The 17,013-nt window shown below is 69.4% G+C and carries 22 protein-coding genes; 14 read left to right on the top strand and 8 right to left on the bottom strand.

The annotated features are described in order from the left end of the window. Position 1: 1 nt before the first annotated feature. The 8 genes from AWB94_RS28105 to AWB94_RS28070 all read left to right on the top strand — a co-directional run bounded on the left by AWB94_RS28105 (position 2) and on the right by AWB94_RS28070 (position 7,888). Positions 2 to 856 carry an NAD(P)-dependent oxidoreductase gene (locus AWB94_RS28105; RefSeq protein WP_062658501.1) on the top strand — a complete coding sequence of 285 codons (855 nt, stop codon included), beginning with the start codon at positions 2 to 4 and terminating at the stop codon, positions 854 to 856. A gap of 78 nt (positions 857 to 934) precedes the next feature. Further along, positions 935 to 2,233, top strand: a complete 1,299-nt coding sequence (gene hemL / locus AWB94_RS28100; RefSeq protein WP_062658500.1) for a glutamate-1-semialdehyde 2,1-aminomutase — start codon at positions 935 to 937, stop codon at positions 2,231 to 2,233. Positions 2,234 to 2,265: 32 nt separating this feature from the next. After that, on the top strand, positions 2,266 to 2,853 hold the full coding sequence (locus AWB94_RS28095; protein ID WP_062658749.1) for a histidine phosphatase family protein: 588 nt from the start codon (positions 2,266 to 2,268) through the stop codon (positions 2,851 to 2,853). Further along, positions 2,853 to 3,434 carry a TlpA disulfide reductase family protein gene (locus AWB94_RS28090; protein ID WP_084395362.1) on the top strand — a complete coding sequence of 194 codons (582 nt, stop codon included), beginning with the start codon at positions 2,853 to 2,855 and terminating at the stop codon, positions 3,432 to 3,434. The genes AWB94_RS28095 and AWB94_RS28090 overlap by 1 nt, the downstream gene beginning before the upstream one ends. 18 nt (positions 3,435 to 3,452) lie before the next feature. Then, positions 3,453 to 4,223 (top strand): cytochrome c biogenesis CcdA family protein, encoded by a 771-nt coding sequence (locus AWB94_RS28085; protein WP_062658499.1) that lies wholly within the window; start codon positions 3,453 to 3,455, stop codon positions 4,221 to 4,223. Next, a complete protein-coding gene (gene resB / locus AWB94_RS28080) occupies positions 4,220 to 5,782 on the top strand; it encodes a cytochrome c biogenesis protein ResB (RefSeq protein ID WP_062658498.1) in 1,563 nt (520 codons plus the stop codon). Before AWB94_RS28085 ends, resB begins: the two co-directional genes overlap by 4 nt. A 7-nt stretch (positions 5,783 to 5,789) precedes the next feature. Beyond that, on the top strand, positions 5,790 to 6,770 hold the full coding sequence (gene ccsB / locus AWB94_RS28075) for a c-type cytochrome biogenesis protein CcsB (RefSeq protein ID WP_062658497.1): 981 nt from the start codon (positions 5,790 to 5,792) through the stop codon (positions 6,768 to 6,770). A 2-nt stretch (positions 6,771 to 6,772) separates the two neighbouring features. Continuing rightward, entirely contained in the window at positions 6,773 to 7,888 is a 1,116-nt protein-coding gene (locus AWB94_RS28070) for a MinD/ParA family ATP-binding protein (protein ID WP_084395361.1), read from the top strand. Positions 7,889 to 7,901: 13 nt separating this feature from the next. On the opposite strand, the gene AWB94_RS35295 is transcribed toward AWB94_RS28070, so the two are convergent. Next, positions 7,902 to 8,066, bottom strand: coding sequence for a hypothetical protein (locus AWB94_RS35295; protein WP_165605371.1), 165 nt, complete (start codon positions 8,064 to 8,066; stop codon positions 7,902 to 7,904). A 77-nt stretch (positions 8,067 to 8,143) separates the two neighbouring features. Between AWB94_RS35295 and AWB94_RS28065 the strand changes: the two genes are divergently transcribed. Further along, positions 8,144 to 8,428: a DUF4229 domain-containing protein gene (locus tag AWB94_RS28065; RefSeq protein WP_201029593.1), complete on the top strand. Its 285-nt coding sequence runs from the start codon at positions 8,144 to 8,146 to the stop codon at positions 8,426 to 8,428. On the opposite strand, the gene AWB94_RS28060 is transcribed toward AWB94_RS28065, so the two are convergent. Continuing rightward, complete coding sequence (locus AWB94_RS28060; RefSeq protein ID WP_062658495.1) at positions 8,425 to 9,330, bottom strand: LysR family transcriptional regulator; 906 nt, start codon at positions 9,328 to 9,330, stop codon at positions 8,425 to 8,427. The genes AWB94_RS28065 and AWB94_RS28060 overlap by 4 nt on opposite strands. 58 nt (positions 9,331 to 9,388) lie before the next feature. On the opposite strand from AWB94_RS28060, the gene AWB94_RS28055 reads away from it, so the two are divergent. Further along, a complete protein-coding gene (locus AWB94_RS28055) occupies positions 9,389 to 10,153 on the top strand; it encodes an SDR family oxidoreductase (RefSeq protein WP_062658747.1) in 765 nt (254 codons plus the stop codon). Here AWB94_RS28055 and AWB94_RS28050 read toward each other — a convergent pair. Beyond that, complete coding sequence (locus tag AWB94_RS28050) at positions 10,150 to 11,019, bottom strand: 1,4-dihydroxy-2-naphthoate polyprenyltransferase (protein WP_062658746.1); 870 nt, start codon at positions 11,017 to 11,019, stop codon at positions 10,150 to 10,152. The two genes, AWB94_RS28055 and AWB94_RS28050, sit on opposite strands and share 4 nt — an antisense overlap. Before the next feature lie 135 nt (positions 11,020 to 11,154). Here AWB94_RS28050 and AWB94_RS28045 point away from each other — a divergent pair, with 135 nt between their 5' ends. The 4 genes from AWB94_RS28045 to AWB94_RS28030 all read left to right on the top strand — a co-directional run bounded on the left by AWB94_RS28045 (position 11,155) and on the right by AWB94_RS28030 (position 14,937). Further along, positions 11,155 to 11,388 carry a hypothetical protein gene (locus AWB94_RS28045; RefSeq protein ID WP_062658494.1) on the top strand — a complete coding sequence of 78 codons (234 nt, stop codon included), beginning with the start codon at positions 11,155 to 11,157 and terminating at the stop codon, positions 11,386 to 11,388. Positions 11,389 to 11,405: 17 nt separating this feature from the next. Beyond that, entirely contained in the window at positions 11,406 to 12,182 is a 777-nt protein-coding gene (locus AWB94_RS28040; RefSeq protein WP_062658493.1) for an S-methyl-5'-thioadenosine phosphorylase, read from the top strand. 36 nt (positions 12,183 to 12,218) lie between these two features. After that, positions 12,219 to 13,355 (top strand): NAD(P)H-dependent flavin oxidoreductase, encoded by a 1,137-nt coding sequence (locus tag AWB94_RS28035; protein ID WP_062658492.1) that lies wholly within the window; start codon positions 12,219 to 12,221, stop codon positions 13,353 to 13,355. Between the two features lie 115 nt (positions 13,356 to 13,470). Further along, entirely contained in the window at positions 13,471 to 14,937 is a 1,467-nt protein-coding gene (locus tag AWB94_RS28030) for an alpha/beta hydrolase (protein ID WP_062658491.1), read from the top strand. Here the strand turns inward: AWB94_RS28030 and AWB94_RS28025 are convergent. The 5 genes from AWB94_RS28025 to AWB94_RS28010 are packed head-to-tail and all read right to left on the bottom strand — an operon-like array spanning position 14,924 to position 16,968. Then, complete coding sequence (locus AWB94_RS28025; RefSeq protein WP_062658490.1) at positions 14,924 to 15,337, bottom strand: nitroreductase/quinone reductase family protein; 414 nt, start codon at positions 15,335 to 15,337, stop codon at positions 14,924 to 14,926. The two genes, AWB94_RS28030 and AWB94_RS28025, sit on opposite strands and share 14 nt — an antisense overlap. A 42-nt stretch (positions 15,338 to 15,379) precedes the next feature. Continuing rightward, positions 15,380 to 15,514, bottom strand: coding sequence for a hypothetical protein (locus AWB94_RS36155; RefSeq protein WP_264021051.1), 135 nt, complete (start codon positions 15,512 to 15,514; stop codon positions 15,380 to 15,382). 25 nt (positions 15,515 to 15,539) lie between these two features. Next, positions 15,540 to 15,758, bottom strand: coding sequence for a hypothetical protein (locus AWB94_RS28020; RefSeq protein WP_062658489.1), 219 nt, complete (start codon positions 15,756 to 15,758; stop codon positions 15,540 to 15,542). 29 nt (positions 15,759 to 15,787) lie between these two features. Next, the gene (gene phoU / locus AWB94_RS28015) at positions 15,788 to 16,489 is read right to left on the bottom strand and encodes a phosphate signaling complex protein PhoU (protein ID WP_234811910.1); all 702 of its coding nucleotides are present in this window, start codon (positions 16,487 to 16,489) and stop codon (positions 15,788 to 15,790) included. After that, complete coding sequence (locus tag AWB94_RS28010) at positions 16,486 to 16,968, bottom strand: DUF4383 domain-containing protein (RefSeq protein ID WP_062658487.1); 483 nt, start codon at positions 16,966 to 16,968, stop codon at positions 16,486 to 16,488. Before AWB94_RS28010 ends, phoU begins: the two co-directional genes overlap by 4 nt. Positions 16,969 to 17,013: the final 45 nt, after the last annotated feature.

The following is a 17,013-nucleotide window of genomic DNA, read 5'->3' as shown; positions in this document are numbered from 1 at the left end:
CATGATCGCCGTCGGAATGGTCGGAGTCGGGGACATGGGCGCCCAGATGTTGGCGCGTCTGCTGACCGCCGGATTCCCGGTGACCGCCCACGACAACGATCCGGTGCGGTTGGGTTCTGCCGCCGAAGCCGGAGCGCGTCCGGTCGACTCGGCCGCCGACGTGGCGGCCGGCTCCGACATCGTCATCAGCCTGGTGATGTCGCAGGACATCCCCGCCGCCCATTTCGGGGAACGCGGTGTGCTGGCCGGACTGGGCCCGGACACCGTGCTGGTCATCGGATCCACCACCACACCGGAGATGGCCCGGCAGATCCGCGAGCGGGCGGGCGAGCAGGCGCTGCTGGTCGACGCCCCCATCGTCGGGGGTGTCCGATATGCCCGGGACGGCACGGTGACCTTCCTCGCCGGGGGCAGCGCCGATGCCGTCGACCGGGCCGAACCCGTGCTGTCGACGCTCGGCACGGTCGAACGCGTCGGGCCGTTCGGATCCGGGGTGGCCTACAAACTGATCACCAACGCCTTCGTGATGGCCGCCGAAGTGGGATTGCGGGAGGCTCTCGACCTCACCGACATCCTCGGTGGCGACTACGCCACGGCACTGCGGCTGTTCGGCCTGGGCCCGATGGCCGCCGTGACGGCCCGGGCGCTGGACACGTCGAACCCTCGCCCGTTGCGCGCCTCCGCGCAGGATTTCGACACCTTGTTGTCCGTCGTGGGTGACCCCGCGTTGTTGCCCATATCGGCCGCCGGCCGGGACCGGCTGTGGGCCGCGGTGGACGCTGCACCCGGGTTCGAGCCCGAGTTCGTCGATCTGACCCGGCGCACCACCGCCCGCGGCCCGTACCGGGCGGACTGACCAGCGGCACGCACCGTCCGAGCGCTTCCACTACACCCTGTAGTTGGGGTGCCGGGCGGAACTGGGACACTGGACACCATGACAAGCACGGCCGCCTCCGCTGCATTGTTCGCCGACGCCTGCTCCGTCATCCCCGGTGGGGTGAACTCGCCGGTCCGGGCGTTCAGCGCGGTCGGCGGTACCCCGCGGTTCATCACCAAAGCCGACGGCTACTGGCTGACCGACGCGGACGGCAATCGCTACGTCGACCTGGTCTGCTCCTGGGGCCCGATGATCCTCGGCCACGCACATCCGGCCGTGGTGGCGGCCGTGCAGCGGGTGGCGGCCGACGGATTGTCCTTCGGCGCGCCGACCCCGGCCGAGACCGAGCTGGCCCGCGCCATCATCGACCGGGTCGCCCCGGTGCAGCGCATCCGGTTCGTCAACTCCGGCACCGAGGCCACCATGAGCGCCATCCGGCTGGCCCGCGGCTACACCGGCCGGCCCAAGATCATCAAGTTCTCCGGCTGCTATCACGGCCACAGCGACGCCCTGCTGGCCGACGCCGGTTCCGGTGTCGCGACGCTGGGGCTGCCGTCCTCGCCCGGCGTCACCGGTGCGGCCGCCGCGGACACCATCGTGCTGCCGTACAACGACGTCGCCGCCGTCGAGGAGGTGTTCGCCGCGCACGGCGAGCACATCGCCTGCGTCATCAGCGAGGCCAGCCCGGGCAACATGGGCACGGTCGCGCCGCAGCCCGGCTACAACGCCGCGCTGCGCCGCATCACCGCCGAGCACGGCGCCCTGCTGATCCTCGACGAGGTGATGACCGGATTCCGGGTCAGCCGCTCCGGCTGGTACGGCCTGGACCCGGTGGAGGCGGACCTGTTCACCTTCGGCAAGGTGATGAGCGGTGGCCTGCCCGCCGCGGCGTTCGGCGGCCGCGCCGAGGTGATGGAACGCCTGGCCCCGCTGGGGCCGGTGTACCAGGCCGGCACCCTGTCCGGGAACCCGGTGGCGATGGCCGCCGGCCTGGCCACCCTGCACGCCGCTGACGACGCCGTGTACGCCGCCCTGGACGCCAACGCCGACCGGCTGGCCGGGCTGCTCACCGAGGCGCTCACCGAAGCCTCGGTGCCCCATCATGTCTCGCGGGCCGGCAACTTCCTGACGGTGTTCTTCGGCGATGTCCAGCCGACGAACTTCGCCACCGCCAAGGCCACCGAGACGTGGCGGTACCCGGCGTTCTTCCACGCCCTGCTGGACGCCGGGATCTACCCGCCGTGCAGCGCGTTCGAGACCTGGTTCGTCTCGACGGCGCTCGACGACGCGGCGTTCGACAAGATCGCCGAGGCGCTGCCGCACGCCGCCCGCGCCGCCGCCGAGGCCACCCGGTGACAACCGTGCCGGTCCGGACGACGGTGCACGTCATGCGCCACGGCGAGGTGTTCAACCCGGAGAAGGTGCTCTACGGCCGGCTGCCCGGCTATCACCTGTCCGACCGCGGGCGGGCCCAGGCGCAGGCCGCGGCCGACTGGCTGGCCACGCACGACGTCACCCACATCGTCGCCTCCCCGCTGGAGCGCGCCCAGGAGACCGCCGCCCCGATCGCGGACCGGCACGGGCTCGTCATCGACACCGACGACGACCTGATCGAATCCTGGAACCAGTTCGAGGGAAAACGGGTGGCCCCCGGCGACGGTGCGCTGCGCGACCCGCGCAACTGGCCGCGGCTGCGCAACCCGATGACACCGTCCTGGGGCGAGCCGTACGACGAGGTCGCGACCCGCATGACGGCCGCGCTGCATCGCGCCCGGCTCAAAAGCGAAGGGCACGAGGCGGTGTGCGTCAGCCACCAGCTGCCGGTGGAAACCCTGCGCCGCGCCATGACCGGGCGCCGGCTGGCGCACCTGCCGTTACCGCACAGCCGGCTGTGCAACCTGTCCTCGATCACCTCGTTCGTCTTCGACGACGACCGCCTCATCCGGTGGGCGTACACGGAGCCCTGGGGTCTGTAGTGCGCATCGTTGCCGCGCTGGCGTTGCTGCTGGCTGTCCTCACCGGTTGTTCGACCGGTGACGACGCCGTCGCGCAGGGCGGCACCTTCGAATTCGTCGCCCCCGGCGGCAAGACCGACATCCTCTACGACCCATCCGAAAAGCGGGGCACCCCAGGCAAGATCAGCGGGCCCGATCTGATGGACCCCAACCGCACGCTGTCCCTGGACGATTACGCGGGCAAGGTCGTCGTCATCAACGTGTGGGGACAGTGGTGCGGGCCCTGCCGTTCGGAGATCCCGCAGCTGGAGCAGGTGTTCGAGCAGACCCGGGCCGACGGCGTGCAGTTCCTCGGCATCGACGTGCGCGACTACAACCGGGACGCGGCAAAGGATTTCGTGGTCGACCGCAAGGTCAGCTACCCGTCGATCTACGACCCCGCGATGCGCACCATGATCGCCTTCGGCGGCAAATACCCGACCACCGTCATCCCGTCCACCGTGGTGCTGGACCGGCAGCACCGGGTGGCCGCCGTGTTCCTGCGTGAACTGCTGGCCGCCGACCTGCTGCCGGTCGTGCAGCGGCTGGCTGCCGAGAAGTGATAGCGAAGTGACCACGCAGTGACCGATATCGACCAACTCGTCGCCACCGGACCGGTGCTGCTGGCGCTGGGGATCAGCATGCTGGCCGGGCTGGTGTCCTTCGCATCGCCGTGCGTGGTGCCCCTGGTGCCCGGCTACCTGTCGTATCTGGCCGGCGTGGTCGGCGTGACCGAGGCCCCGGACGCCGGCGGCTCGCGGGCCGGCCGGTGGCGGGTGGTCGGCGCGGCCGGGTTGTTCGTCGCCGGATTCACCGTCGTGTTCGTGCTCGGCAGCGTCGCGGTGCTCGGCATGACCACCGCCGTCATTACCAATGAGCTTGTGCTGCAACGGATCGGCGGCGTGGTCACCATCCTGATGGGCCTGGTGTTCATCGGTTTCATCCCACTGCTGCAGCGCGAGGCCCGGTTCGCGCCGCGGCGGCTCTCGACTCTCGGCGGGGCACCGTTGCTCGGCGCGGTGTTCGCGTTGGGCTGGACACCGTGCCTGGGGCCGACGCTGACGGCGGTGATCGCGGTGGCCTCGGCCACCGAAGGCTCGGCAGTCGCCCGCGGCATCGCATTGGTCATCGCGTACTGCCTGGGCCTGGGTGTGCCGTTCCTGCTGCTGGCGTTCGGCTCGTCGCGCGCGGTGCGCGGGCTGGGCTGGCTGCGCGCGCACACCAGGGGCATCCAGGTCTTCGGTGGGGTGCTGATGATCGCGGTGGGTATCGCACTGGTGACCGGGCTGTGGGGGGATTTCGTGGGGTGGGTGCGCGACGCGTTCATCAGCGACGTGAGGCTGCCGATATGAGCGTTGTGCAGAAAACCTGGGCGCTGATCCGCAACACCTGGCGCACGCTGACCTCGATGGGCACCGCGCTGGTGCTGCTGTTCCTGCTGGCGCTGGGCGCCATCCCCGGCGCGCTGCTGCCGCAACGCAGCCTCAACGCCGGCAAGGTCGACGAGTACCTGGCCCAGCACCCCACCATCGGGCCGTGGCTGGACAAGGTCCAGGCCTTCGACGTGTTCTCCAGCTTCTGGTTCACCTCCATCTACGTGTTGCTGTTCGTCTCGCTGGTCGGCTGCCTGACCCCGCGGCTGGCCGAGCACGTGCGCAGCCTGCGCGCGGTTCCGGTGGCCGCCCCGCGCAACCTGGCGCGGCTGCCCAAGCATCACGAAGCCGAGATTTCCGGCGACGTCGCGCAGCTGGCCGCCGGCATGAGCGAGCGGCTGAAGGGCTGGCGGCGCACCACCCGCACCGAGAGCGACGGGGACACCGAGGTCGTCGAGATCTCGGCGGAGAAGGGTTATCTGCGCGAGTTCGGCAACATCGTCTTCCACTTCTCCCTGCTGGGCCTGTTGGTGGCCGTCGCCGCGGGCAAGCTGTTCGGCTACGAGGGCAATGTCATCGTCATCGCCGACGGCGGTCCCGGATTCTGTTCGGCCTCACCGGCCGCGTTCGACTCGTTCCGCGCGGGCAACACCGTCGACGGCACGTCGCTGTATCCGATCTGCTTGAAGGTCAACGACTTCGACGCCCAGTACCTGCCCAGCGGACAGGCCGTCAGCTTCGCCGCCAACATCGAGTATCAGGACGGCGCCGACCTGTCCACCGACACCTGGCGGCCGTACCGTCTCGAGGTCAACCACCCGCTGCGCATCGGCGGGGACCGGGTGTACCTGCAGGGCCACGGCTACGCGCCCACGTTCACGGTGACCTTCCCGGACGGGCAGCAGCGCACCACCACGGTGCAATGGCGCCCCGACGACCCGCTGACCCTGCTGTCCTCCGGCGTGATCCGGGTGGACCCGCCCGGAGGCACCTATCCCGACCCCGACGAGCGGCGCAAGCACCAGATCGCGGTGCAGGGCCTGCTCGCGCCGACCGAGCAGCTGGACGGCACCCTGCTGTCGTCGAGCTTTCCGGCGCTGAACGACCCGGCGGTGGCCATCGACATCTACCGCGGTGACGCCGGTCTGGACACCGGCCGCCCGCAGTCGCTGTTCACCCTCGACCCGCGGCTGATCGGGCAGGGCCGGCTGACCAAGCAGGCCCGGGTCAACCTCAAGGCCGGCGAGCAGACCCGCCTGAACGACGGCACCACCGTCCGGTTCGACGGCGCGGTGCCGTTCATCAACCTTCAGGTCTCGCACGACCCGGCGCAGGTGTGGGTACTGGTGTTCGCCATGTCGATGATGGCGGGGCTGCTGGTGTCGCTGGTGGTCCGGCGGCGCCGTGTCTGGGTTCGGCTTACCTCGGGCCCGGCGGGTACGGTAAGCGTCGAGCTGGGGGGTCTGGCCCGAACCGACAATTCCGGGTGGGGTGACGAGTTCGAGCGGCTCACCGTGAAGCTGCTGGGAGAAGAGTGACGCGCGCATGAATACAACGCACATCGATATCGGGCTGTCCCGCTACTCGGACTGGGCCTATACGTCCTCGGTGGTGGTGCTCGTCGTCGCGTTGATCCTGCTGGCCATCGAGTTGGCGTACGCGCGGGGCCGCAAGGTCGAGGCGCGCGAGCTGGTGGGTGCCGGTGGGCCTGCCGCAGTGGGCGCCGACAGCGCCACCCCCGGCGTTGTCGCCGACACCCCGTCGCGTCCCGCCGACGAGCGCATCGGCCGGGCCGGGCTGGCGCTGGTGTACGTCGGCATCGCCCTGCTGGCCGCCTGCATCGTGCTGCGCGGCCTGGCCACGGCCAGGGTGCCGTGGGGCAACATGTACGAGTTCATCAACCTGACCTGCTTCTGCGGTCTGATCGCCGGCGTGATCGTGCTGCGCAAACCGCAGTTCCGCGCGCTGTGGGTGTTCGTCCTGGTACCGGTGCTGATCCTGCTGACGGTGTCCGGGCGCTGGCTGTACACCAACGCCGCCCCGGTGATGCCGGCGCTGCAGTCCTACTGGCTGCCCATCCACGTCTCGGTGGTGAGCCTCGGTTCCGGGGTGTTCCTGGTCGCCGGCGTGGCCAGCATCCTGTTCCTGCTCAAGATGTCCCCGCTGGCCGATCGCGACAACGGCTTCGGCCGGATGATCCGCCGGCTGCCCGACGGCCAGACGCTGGACCGGATCGCCTACCGCACCACCATCTTCGCGTTCCCGATCTTCGGGTTCGGCGTCATCTTCGGAGCCATCTGGGCCGAGGAGGCGTGGGGCCGCTACTGGGGCTGGGATCCCAAGGAGACGGTGTCGTTCATCGCCTGGGTGGTGTACGCGGCGTATCTGCATGCGCGGTCCACGGCCGGCTGGCGGGACCGCAAGGCGGCGTGGATCAACGTCGTGGGCTTCGTGGCGATGGTGTTCAACCTGTTCTTCATCAACCTGGTCACCGTGGGTCTGCACTCGTACGCGGGGGTGGGCTGACAGTGCCGCTCGGACCGGATCAGCCCATCAATTTCCGTGGACAACAGCGGTTCAGTGTTCCTGGCCAAGACCCGGCGCAGGAGGTGCCGCCGGAGTGGACCGCGCCGACCCCGCCGCACGGCATCCCCGCCGTGGTCGTGCCACCGGCGGCCGCCCCCGCACCGGCCGACCAGACCAGTCCCTTCCCGCTGCCCGCGCCGTACCTGGACCTGTCCACGGTGGCGCTGCTCGGCCAGCCCAAGCGGGCACCGTCGCGCGGTTGGCGGCGCTGGGTGTACCTGGCCACGTTCAAGACGCTGAATCTGGGCGAGAGCCCGAAGGTCACCGACTACAACAAGTTGCTCGGCGAGGTGGGCCGGCCGCTGCGGGGCTGCTACCGGATCGCGTTGCTGTCACTGAAGGGCGGGGTTGGCAAGACCACCATCACCGCGACCCTGGGTGCCACGTTCGCCTCCACCCGCGGTGACCGCGTCATCGCGGTGGACGCCAACCCCGACCGCGGGACCCTGAGCCAGAAGGTGCCGCTGGAGACCCCGGCCACGGTGCGGCATCTGCTGCGCGACGCGGAGGGCATCAACAGCTACAGCGACGTCCGCCGGTACACCAATCAGGGGCCGAGCCGGCTGGAGGTGCTGGCCTCGGAGAGCGACCCGGCGGTGTCGGAGGCGTTCAGTTCCGAGGACTACGCCAGGACCCTGGAGGTGCTGGAGCGCTATTACAGCCTGGTGCTGACCGACTGCGGCACCGGGATGCTGCATTCGGCGATGGCGGCCGTGCTGTCCCATGCCGATGTGCTGATCGTGGTCAGCTCGGGTTCGGTGGACGGTGCCCGTTCGGCGTCGGCCACCCTGGACTGGCTCGACGCGCATGGGCATCAGGACATGGTGCGCAACGCGATTGCGGTGGTGAACGCGGTGCGTCCGCGCTCGGGCAAGGTCGACCTGCAGAAGGTGACCGACCACTTCGCGCGGCGCTGCCGGGCGGTGTTGCAGGTGCCGTTCGACCCACATCTGGAGGAGGGTGCCGAGATCAGCCTCGAGCGGCTCAAGCCGCAGACCCGTGAGGCGTTGATCAAACTGGCCGCGGTGGTCGCGGCGGGGTTCCCGAGCACGACCTGAGCGGTCGCGCCGGCTAACCGCGGGGGTTGTTGTCCCCGTGGCCGAGGCGGCGCAGGAAATCGGGGTCGTCGTCGGGACCGATCACCCGGGTGCGTGGGCGTGCGGCGGCTGCTCGGACCACCCGCCACACCGCGTAGGAAAGCCCGGCCACGATCAGGACCAGGAGCAAGTACTGCAACGGAAAACCTCCTTGATCCGAATATACGCGCCGTGGGTAGGCTCGGGCTCGTGTCTGATGGTCGGCCGGGAACCCGGATGTTGCGTGACGTCGGAGCCTATCTGCTGGCCCGGCTGGCGCTTGCCGCGGTGCTCACCGTGGTGATCGTCGGAGCCGGTCACCTGCTCGGGATCCGCGAGTTCCCGTTGATCGTGGCGGTGTTGTTCGCCATCGTGTTGGCGCTCCCGCTGGGCATCTGGCTGTTCGCGCCGTTGCGTCGACGGGCCACCGCAAGCATCGCGGCATTCGACGAACGCCGCCGCAAGGATCGGGAGTCGTTGCAGGCCCGGCTCCGTGGTGAGGACGGGCCGAAGGCGACCTAACCGGCGGCGGCCCGCACGACGCCGCGCAGCCAGGCGTGCCGGTGATCGGTGTCGAAGACGCGGTTCCAGATCATCTGGTACGGCAGGGTCGCGACCTCGGTGGGCGCCGGTACCGCGCACAGCGCCTGCGCGCCGTCCCAGCCCGCGCGTAAGCGAGCGGGAAGCGTTGCGATCAAATCGGTTCCGGGCAGTAGAGCCAGTGCCGACGAGTGGTACGGCACGGCGACGGCGGCATCGCGTGGGCGGCCCAGCAACGCCAGGGGACGGTCCACTGCGGTCTGGCGGCCGTCGGCGGTGTCGATGACGATATGCGGATGGCGCAGGTAGTCGTCCAGCGTGATGCCGGCCGCGCCGGCCAGCGGGTGATCATGGGCCAGCACGCAGACGAAGTCCTCGACGAAGAGCGTTTCGGCCTGTAGATCCGGTGGCAGGTGACCGCCGTACAGCCCGATATCGACTGCGCCACTGCGGATCTGGTCGATGATCCCGTCCAGGCCCAGGTTGTGGAAGCGGACCGTGGTGGCGGGGGACTGGGTGCGCACCTGCCGGCAGATCGCGGGGCCGAAGGTCTGCACGGCGTAGTCGCTGCCGGCCAGGTTGACCGGCGCGCTGGACTGACTCGGGTCGAACTCGTTGGGGGACAACAGATGTTGGAGCAGTGGCACCACGGTGGTGAGCTGGTCGTAGATGTCCTGTGCCCGGGCGGTGAGCCGGAAGCCGTCCGGGTCGCGCACCAGCAGCGGGTCGTCGAGCACCCGGCGCAGCCGTTGCAGCGCCCGGCTCATCGCCGGCTGGCTCAAGCCCACCCGCGCGGCGGCACGGGAAACCTGACGCTCCTCGAGCAGGGCGACCAGCGGCGTCAACAGGTTCAGGTCCACCCGATCGATATGCGTGGTGAGCATGCTAGCCATCATAGATATGCATGTGACAGATGGTTGCTGGTCCGGCACCCTGAATTCCATGAAGATCTCCGGCAACACCGTTTTCATCCCCGGCGCCACCAGTGGTATCGGCTTGGCGCTCGCACTCGCGTTGCGGGACAAGGGGAACAAGGTCATCGTCGGGGGACGTCGGCAGGAACTGCTGGACCGGATCGTGGCCGAGCACCCCGATGTGGACGCTGTCCGGATCGACACCGCCGACCCGGACAGCATCACCGCCGTCGCCGCGCAGGTGCTGGCCGCCCATCCCGGCCTGAACGTGTTGATCACCATGGCCGGGGTGATGAGCATCGAGGACTGGCGCCACCCCGAGTCGTTCCTGGCGTCGGCCGAGTCGACCATCACCACCAACGTGCTCGGCCCGATCCGGCTGATCGCCGCGTTCATCGAGCATCTACAGAAGCAGCCGGCGGCTACCGTGATGACCGTCTCCTCGGGGCTGGGCTTCACTCCGTTGCGGGTCACCCCCAGCTACAACGCCTCCAAGGCGGCCATCCACCTGCTGACCGAGACGTTGCGCCTGCAGTTCGCCGGGTCGTCGGTCGAGTTCAAGGAGCTCGAGCCGCCCGCGGTGCGGACCGACCTGGTGCCCGGGCAGCGCGACAGCGAGTGGGCCATGCCGCTCCAGGATTTCGTCGACGAGGTGGTCGGCATCCTGGAAAGCCGGCCCGACGCCAGGGAGATTCAGGTCGAGAACGTCAAGTTCCTGCGCTACGCCGAGGTGCGCGGGGACTACGACCATGCCGTCGCGGTGCTCAACTCGGCCGACCCGCACGCGAGTTAGCCGAAGGTCAGTGCCGCCGCCACCGCGACCGACCACACCAGCATGGTCAGTCCGGTGTCGCGCAGCACCGGGATCAGCTCCCGCCCGCCGAGGCCGCGCCGCACCGGTGCGGTGGCCCGCACCGCCAGCGGTGCGGCCACCAGTCCGGCGGCGCACCACGGGGTGGCCGCCATGAGCACGAACGTCATGGCGAACGCGACCGCGACCAGTACCTGGTACAGCAGCCGGGTGCGGGCGTCGCCGAGCCGCACGGCCAGGGTGATCTTGCCGGTTTCGCTGTCGGTCGGGATATCGCGCAAGTTGTTGGCCACCAGCACCGCCGAGGACAGGCAGCCGACGGCCACCGCGGCGGCCAGCCCGACCCAGTCCACCCGCAGCGCCTGGGTGTACTGCGTACCCAGTACCGCGACCAGCCCGAAGAAGACGAAGACGGCCACCTCGCCCAGACCGCGATAGCCGTAGGGCGTCGACCCGCCGGTGTACAGCCAGGCGCCGGCGATGCAGGCGGCGCCGACGGCGATCAGCCACGGCTCGCTCACGATCGCCAGCGCCAGGCCCGCCGCCGCGCCGATGGACAGGCTGACCAGCGCCGCGGTGAGCACCGCCCGCGGAGAGGCGACCCGGGAACCGACCAGCCGCAGCGGGCCGGAGCGCACGTCGTCGGTGCCGCGGATGCCGTCGGAGTAGTCGTTGGCGTAGTTCACCCCGACGATCAGGGCCAGTGAGACCAGCAGCGCCAACAGCGCCTTCCACCACACCGCGTCGCCGAGCGCGGCGGCTGCCCCGGTCCCGGCCAGGACGGGTGCGACGGCATTGGGCAGGGTGCGAGGACGCGCGCCTTCCACCCACTGCGCAAAGGTAGCCATGCGGGCCATGGTCGCATGGTGCGACGTGAGGGCGAAGTCGCATGGTGCGACGTGAGGGCGAAGTCGCATGGTGCTGTGAACTGGCGTGATAAGCGGCACCTTGTCACGTGGCGTACGCCACGTGACACTTGTCTCATGACCGACCGCCTGAGCAAGACCGAAATCGCCAAAGACGCCTTGCAAGAGGGCGTCGAGTCGGTGGCGTCGACCGTGGGGGAAGTGGCCAGTATCATCACCACCGCGGTCAAGGACGTGGCCAACGCGATCGGTGGGCTGGCCACCGACGCCTTTGCCATCCGTGACGCCGCCAAGCAGGCCGCCGAAAGGGCCGAGTTGAACGCCGAGGTGGCGGAGCCCGCCGCCGACTGACCCAGCAGAATGGGCGGATGCTCGGAGTAATCGGCGGTAGCGGGTTCTATTCGTTCTTCGGTCCGGATGCGCGCAGCATCAACCTGGACACGCCTTACGGCGCACCCAGCGCGGCGATCACCGTCGGCGCCGTCGGCGAGCACGAGGTCGCCTTCCTGCCGAGGCACGGGGTGCGCCACGAGTTCTCGCCGCACACGGTGCCGTACCGGGCCAACATGTGGGCGATGCGGGCGCTCGGTGTGCGCCGCATCTTCGCGCCGTGCGCGGTCGGCAGCCTGCACCCGGCGCTGGGGCCCGGCGCCATGGTGGTGCCCGATCAGCTGGTGGACCGCACCAGTGGGCGGGTGGACACCTATTTCGATGCCGGCGGGATCCACGTGGGGTTCGCCGATCCGTACTGCCCGTCCTTGCGGGCCGCGGCCGCCGAATTGCCCGGTGTTGTCGACGGCGGCACCATGGTGGTGATCCAGGGGCCGCGGTTCTCCACCCGGGCCGAGAGCCGGTGGTTCGCCGACCAGGGTTTCACCCTGGTGAACATGACCGGTTACCCGGAGGCGGTGCTCGCCCGTGAATTGGAAATATGTTATGCGGCAATCGCTTTGGTAACCGACCTGGATGCCGGCGTGGAAGCGGGGGCCGGTGTGCGGGCGGTGGACGTGTTCGCCGAGTTCGAGCGCAACATGGTCGGCTTCAAGAAGCTGGTGCGGGAGGCCATTGGGGGTGTGGCGAACGCATCGACCTGCACGCACTGCCTGGCGCACGAGGGTGTGACGCTGCCGTTCGACCTGCCCTGACTTCCGTCAAACTTGACAGGTGTCGATAATGAGCGGGTGACACCGACGTCCCCCTCGGCGCTCTGCGCGCAATACGGCATCGACTTCCCCCTGTTCGCCTTTAGCCACTGCCGCGATGTGGTCGCCGCGGTGACCAACGCCGGCGGCTTCGGGGTGCTCGGCGGCGCCGCCTTCACACCCGAGCAGCTGGATCGCGAGCTCATCTGGATCGACCAGCACGTGCACGGCAAGCCCTACGGTGTCGACATCATCGTGCCCGCCAAATTCGAGGGCAAGGGCGAGCGGCTCAGCAAGGCCGATCTGGCCGCCCGGATCCCGCAGGACTACCGCGACTACATCGACAACCTGCTGCGTGAGCACGGCATCGAGCCGGATCCCACGCCGCGCACCGGCGCTCCCGTGCTGGCCGGCGGCACCGGCTCCGATCTGCTGCAGGTTGCGCTGAGCCATCCCATCAAGCTGATGGCCAATGCGCTCGGGGTGCCGCCGGACTACATGATCGAGGCCGGTCGCGAACACGGCATACCGGTGGCCGCGTTGGTCGGCGCCAAGGAGCACGCCGTCAAGCAGGTTGCCGCCGGCGTGGATCTGATCGTGGCCCAAGGCACCGAAGCCGGCGGGCACTGCGGTGAGGTGTCGACGCTGGTGGTGGTGCCCGAGGTGATAGAGGCGTTGGCGGCGATCGGCAGCTCGACCCCGGTGCTGGCCGCCGGCGGCATCGTCACCGGCAGGCAGATGGCGGCGTCGGTGGCGCTCGGCGCGGCCGGCGCATGGACCGGCTCGGTGTGGCTGACGACCGAGGAAGCCGAGACCGAGCCGCACACCGTCGCCAAGATGCTGGCGGCCAGTTCGCGTGACACCGTGCGGTCGGCGGGCCGCACCGGCAAACCGTCGCGGCAGCTGGTGTCGGACTGGACCGATGCCTGGGCGCCGACGAGTGGGCAGCAGCCGCTGCCGTTGCCGCTGCAGAACATGCTGAGCGAGCCGGTGCTGCGCCGCGTCGACGCGCTCGCCGCCCAGGGACATGAGGGTGCCCAGGCGTTGGCCACCTATTTCGTCGGTCAGGGTGTCGGGCTGATGAACAAGGTGCGGCCGGCGCGGGACGTGGTGCTGGAGTTCATCGAGGATTACGTGGCCGCCACCGAGCGGCTGAGTCGCTCGCTGCCCGACTGAGGCGCCCCGGCGCCGGCGTCGAGCCGTAACCTGCATGTCTATGTGCCGGCTGTGCGCGAAAGCCCTTGTCTCACAGCGCACATAAAGATTACATCGGCATGATGTCGGTGTGACGATGCTGCTCGCCGATGCCGCCGCAGCGGATCCGTACCACCACGGCCTTTCGTTGTTACGGGGCTGGCTGCCCGTCGCGATCCAGCTCGGCGCCGCGGCGATCCTGATCGCTGCGGTGGGCTGGCGCACCCGGCGCTGGCGGCTGCTGTGGTTGCCGCTGGCGCTGCTCCTCGGTGTCGCCGCGGCGGCCTGGTCGAACTGGTTCATCGATTCCCAGGGCATGGCCGACGATCCGGCTCCCGACGAACTGTGGGTGTGGATCGGCCTGAGCGGGCTGGCGATCGGTGTCGCGGTGTTCGGCTGGATGTCGGCGCCCTGGTGGCGTCGCGGTGTCTCGGCACTCGCGGTGGCCGGGTGTCTGCTCAGTACGGCGCTGGCGGTGAATCTGTGGGTGGGTTACTTCCCGACGGTGCAGACCGCGTGGAACCAGCTGACCGCCGGACCGCTGCCCGACGAAACGGACCTGGCCACCGTGCAGGCGCAGAAGGCCGCGCACACCGTGCCCGCCCACGGCGCCGTCGTCCCGGTGACCATTCCGGCCGACGCCTCGGGATTCAAACACCGCACCGAGCTGGTCTACCTGCCGCCGGCCTGGTTCGCCGGCGCCACCCAACTGCCGGCGGTCATGATGATCGGCGGGGAGTTCAACACACCGGCGGACTGGCTGCGTACCGGTGACGCCGCCGCGACCATGGACGCATTCGCCGCGGCGCACGGCGGCAACGCCCCGGTGTTCGTCTTCGTCGACAGCGGCGGATCTTTCAACAACGACACCGAGTGCGTCAACGGACCGCGCGGCAACGTCGCCGACCACCTCACCAAAGATGTTGTGCCGTACGTGAATTCGACATTCGGGGTGAGTCCCGCGGCCGCCAACTGGGGCATCGTCGGGTGGTCGATGGGCGGTACTTGCGCGGTCGACCTGACCGTCATGCATCCCGACCTGTTCAGCGCGTTCGTCGACATCGCCGGTGATCTGGGGCCCACCGCGGGCACCCACGAGCAGACCGTCAGCCGATTGTTCGGGGGCAGCGAGACCGCGTGGGCCGACTTCGACCCCACCACGGTGATGAACGCGCACGGCAGCTATCGGGGCGTGGCCGGGTGGTTCGAGATTTCCAGCACCCCGCAGACGCCGCACAAGGGGGACCCTGCCGCTGCCGCCGACGCGGTCGGGTTGGGCGGCCGGGATGCCGGCGGTAACCCGGGCGATCAGACGGCGGCCGCGCACTCCCTGTGTGCGCTCGGCGCCGCCAAGGGGATGGACTGCGCGGTGATCGCCGCCCCGGGCAAGCACGACTGGCCGTTCGCGAAGTCGACGTTCACCGCGTCGCTGCCGTGGCTGGCGGGCCGGCTGGGCACCCCGGGAGTGCCGCGGATCGGATTTCCGGTGTCTACTGCAGCTGGGCCGGCCGCCGGGTCGCCCGCCGTGCCGACGAATGTGGCGGAGCCGGCTACCGGTAAGTGATGCGCACCGAGATTGGGTCGCTTTCCATGGCTCGCATGGTCAGCGCCGTCGCGGTGCCGCCGAAGGTGCGGGCCCGGCTGCGCACATCGTCCTCCGGCTCGAACGTGGCCGTGCCCGTTCGCCATTGATCGTTCACCCGAACGCGTACCTCCGGGTGGGCGGCGATGTTGTGCGCCCAGCCGGCGCGCCGGCCGTGCTGGGAGATGACCCAGACGCCGTTCTCGTCGGCGCGGCCGGCCAGCGGGACGCGGCGCAGCAGGCCGGTCTTGGCACCCGTGGTCTCCAGTTCGACGATCAGGTGTGAGCGCACCCCGAGCTTGTCGAGGGTGGCCACCACGGGGTTCATCACCAGCCGACCGAGCTGGCGTTCGAACTTGAACTTACGCAATCCGTCAGACATGGTTATCGACGTTAATAGAACAATCTCTCAATAACAAGGCCGTCAGTCCGGCGGTTCCTCCTGTGGGGTGTCGGTGTCGACGTCTGGGGTGTCCTTGCTCAGGTCGCCGTCTTCGGTGGTGCTCGGAGGGGTCTGGTCGGACGGGTCGTCGGTGTAGATTCCGTCTCCGCGAGGCATGGTTACTCCTGCTGGTCAGGGGAGGTCACGACGGTGCGCCCGTGTCGGTGCGCTCGGTCGGGGTCTCGGTGAACGTCGAGCCGGGGGCCACGGTCGACGGTGTTTCGGTCATGACCGAACTCGACGGCTTGGTCTCGACCGGGGTGCTCACCGTGGGCTTGTCCTGGCCGCCGCAACCGGTCGATATACCGGCGGTCAGGGCGGCGGTGCCGATGGCGATGGCGATGCTCCGGAAATTGGGCATCCGGTTCTCCTCGGGTCGGGGAATGGACCTCACGTCGGCGAGGCGCTGACGTTCGGCAGCCGCCCGGACGCCTGGAACACGACCCGGCGGGCGATGTTGACGGCATGGTCGGCGAACCGCTCGTAGAACCGGCCGAGCAGCATGACGTTGGCCGCAGCGATCGGCCCATGCTCCCAACGGTCGTCGAGCACCATGGTGAACAGCCTGCGGTGCAGTTCGTTCATCACCTCGTCGCCCTCGGTGATGCGTTGTGCGGCAACGACATCATTGTCAAGAACCGCCGCTTGCGCACGTTCGGCCAGCAGTACGGCGTGTCGACCCATATCGGCGAAGACATCCAGTGCCACCCGCGGCACCGGCGTGGATTCCCGCCTGCGGGTCACCTTGGTGATGTTGGCCGCCAGCCCACCCATCCGGTTGGCGTCGGCCGAGATGGGGAAAGCCGACATCACCACCCGCAGATCGTGGGCCACGGGCGCCTGCAGGGCCAGAATCGCAAAGGCCCGCTCGCTCACGCAGTGGTGCAGCCGGGTCAGCCGGGCCAGTTCCACCCCCACCCGATGCACGGCGTCGTCATCGTCGTGCACCAAAGTGGTGGTTGCACACGCCATCACGGTGGCCGCGAGTTCGCACATCTGGCCGAGCTCCACCGTCAGGTGGTCGATCTCGGCGTGGAACTCGGTGCGCATGGTGCCGGATACCCACGGGCGTGACCGGATCAAACTCCTCACTCGATACCGTCGGTCGGCGGCGCGGTGCCGTCGGCGGTGCGCACCGCCGGCCGCCCCGTCAGCACGCCCAGGGACACCATCGTCACCCCCAGGACCAGGTGCAACCAGTTGTCGGCGGTGTTGACCGGCACGAAATTGGCGGTGCCGGCATGGTCGATCACCACGCCGTAGAGCGTCAGCGCGAGGTAGATCACGCCCCCGACGATGAGGAAGAGCCGGGCGGTGGCGACGGTCCTGGACGCGAGCAGACCGGCGACCCCGAAGGCCAGGTGCACCACATTGTGCAGGACCGACACCGCGAACACGCCGAGCAACATGCTGCCCGAGTGATGCCCGGCCCAGGTCAACATGTCGGTGTGGGTGGTCAGTCCGGGAATGAAGCCGGCGACGCCGACGACGAGGAACAACGCGCCGACCGCGAGGGCCGCGAGGCGAACGCCCGGCGTGCGGCTGCGCGTTCGGGGACGGGAAGTGGTCATGGCCAAGGGTTACCCCGGACTGTGCCGTTGAACCGCGTCTGATTG

The organism is Mycolicibacterium canariasense (assembly GCF_002101555.1).
GTDB lineage: Bacteria > Actinomycetota > Actinomycetes > Mycobacteriales > Mycobacteriaceae > Mycobacterium > Mycobacterium canariasense.
Note: the sequence above shows the minus strand (reverse complement) of the source record. Positions and strands in the feature narration are given on the sequence as shown.

Bases quoted from the DNA above. Each gene is read 5' to 3' on its own strand.
- resB (WP_062658498.1), top strand. From the start codon at position 4,220: ATGAGCGTTGTGCAGAAAACCTGGGCGCTGATCCGCAACACCTGGCGC.
- AWB94_RS28030 (WP_062658491.1), top strand. From the start codon at position 13,471: ATGCTGCTCGCCGATGCCGCCGCAGCGGATCCGTACCACCACGGCCTT.
- AWB94_RS28055 (WP_062658747.1), top strand. From the start codon at position 9,389: ATGAAGATCTCCGGCAACACCGTTTTCATCCCCGGCGCCACCAGTGGT.
- AWB94_RS28050 (WP_062658746.1), bottom strand. From the start codon at position 11,019: ATGGCTACCTTTGCGCAGTGGGTGGAAGGCGCGCGTCCTCGCACCCTG.
- AWB94_RS28095 (WP_062658749.1), top strand. From the start codon at position 2,266: ATGCGCCACGGCGAGGTGTTCAACCCGGAGAAGGTGCTCTACGGCCGG.
- AWB94_RS28010 (WP_062658487.1), bottom strand. From the start codon at position 16,968: ATGACCACTTCCCGTCCCCGAACGCGCAGCCGCACGCCGGGCGTTCGC.
- hemL (WP_062658500.1), top strand. From the start codon at position 935: ATGACAAGCACGGCCGCCTCCGCTGCATTGTTCGCCGACGCCTGCTCC.
- AWB94_RS28065 (WP_201029593.1), top strand. From the start codon at position 8,144: ATGTTGCGTGACGTCGGAGCCTATCTGCTGGCCCGGCTGGCGCTTGCC.
- ccsB (WP_062658497.1), top strand. From the start codon at position 5,790: ATGAATACAACGCACATCGATATCGGGCTGTCCCGCTACTCGGACTGG.
- AWB94_RS28040 (WP_062658493.1), top strand. From the start codon at position 11,406: ATGCTCGGAGTAATCGGCGGTAGCGGGTTCTATTCGTTCTTCGGTCCG.
- AWB94_RS36155 (WP_264021051.1), bottom strand. From the start codon at position 15,514: ATGCCTCGCGGAGACGGAATCTACACCGACGACCCGTCCGACCAGACC.
- AWB94_RS28060 (WP_062658495.1), bottom strand. From the start codon at position 9,330: ATGCTCACCACGCATATCGATCGGGTGGACCTGAACCTGTTGACGCCG.
- AWB94_RS28045 (WP_062658494.1), top strand. From the start codon at position 11,155: ATGACCGACCGCCTGAGCAAGACCGAAATCGCCAAAGACGCCTTGCAA.
- AWB94_RS28025 (WP_062658490.1), bottom strand. From the start codon at position 15,337: ATGTCTGACGGATTGCGTAAGTTCAAGTTCGAACGCCAGCTCGGTCGG.
- AWB94_RS28020 (WP_062658489.1), bottom strand. From the start codon at position 15,758: ATGCCCAATTTCCGGAGCATCGCCATCGCCATCGGCACCGCCGCCCTG.
- AWB94_RS28105 (WP_062658501.1), top strand. From the start codon at position 2: ATGATCGCCGTCGGAATGGTCGGAGTCGGGGACATGGGCGCCCAGATG.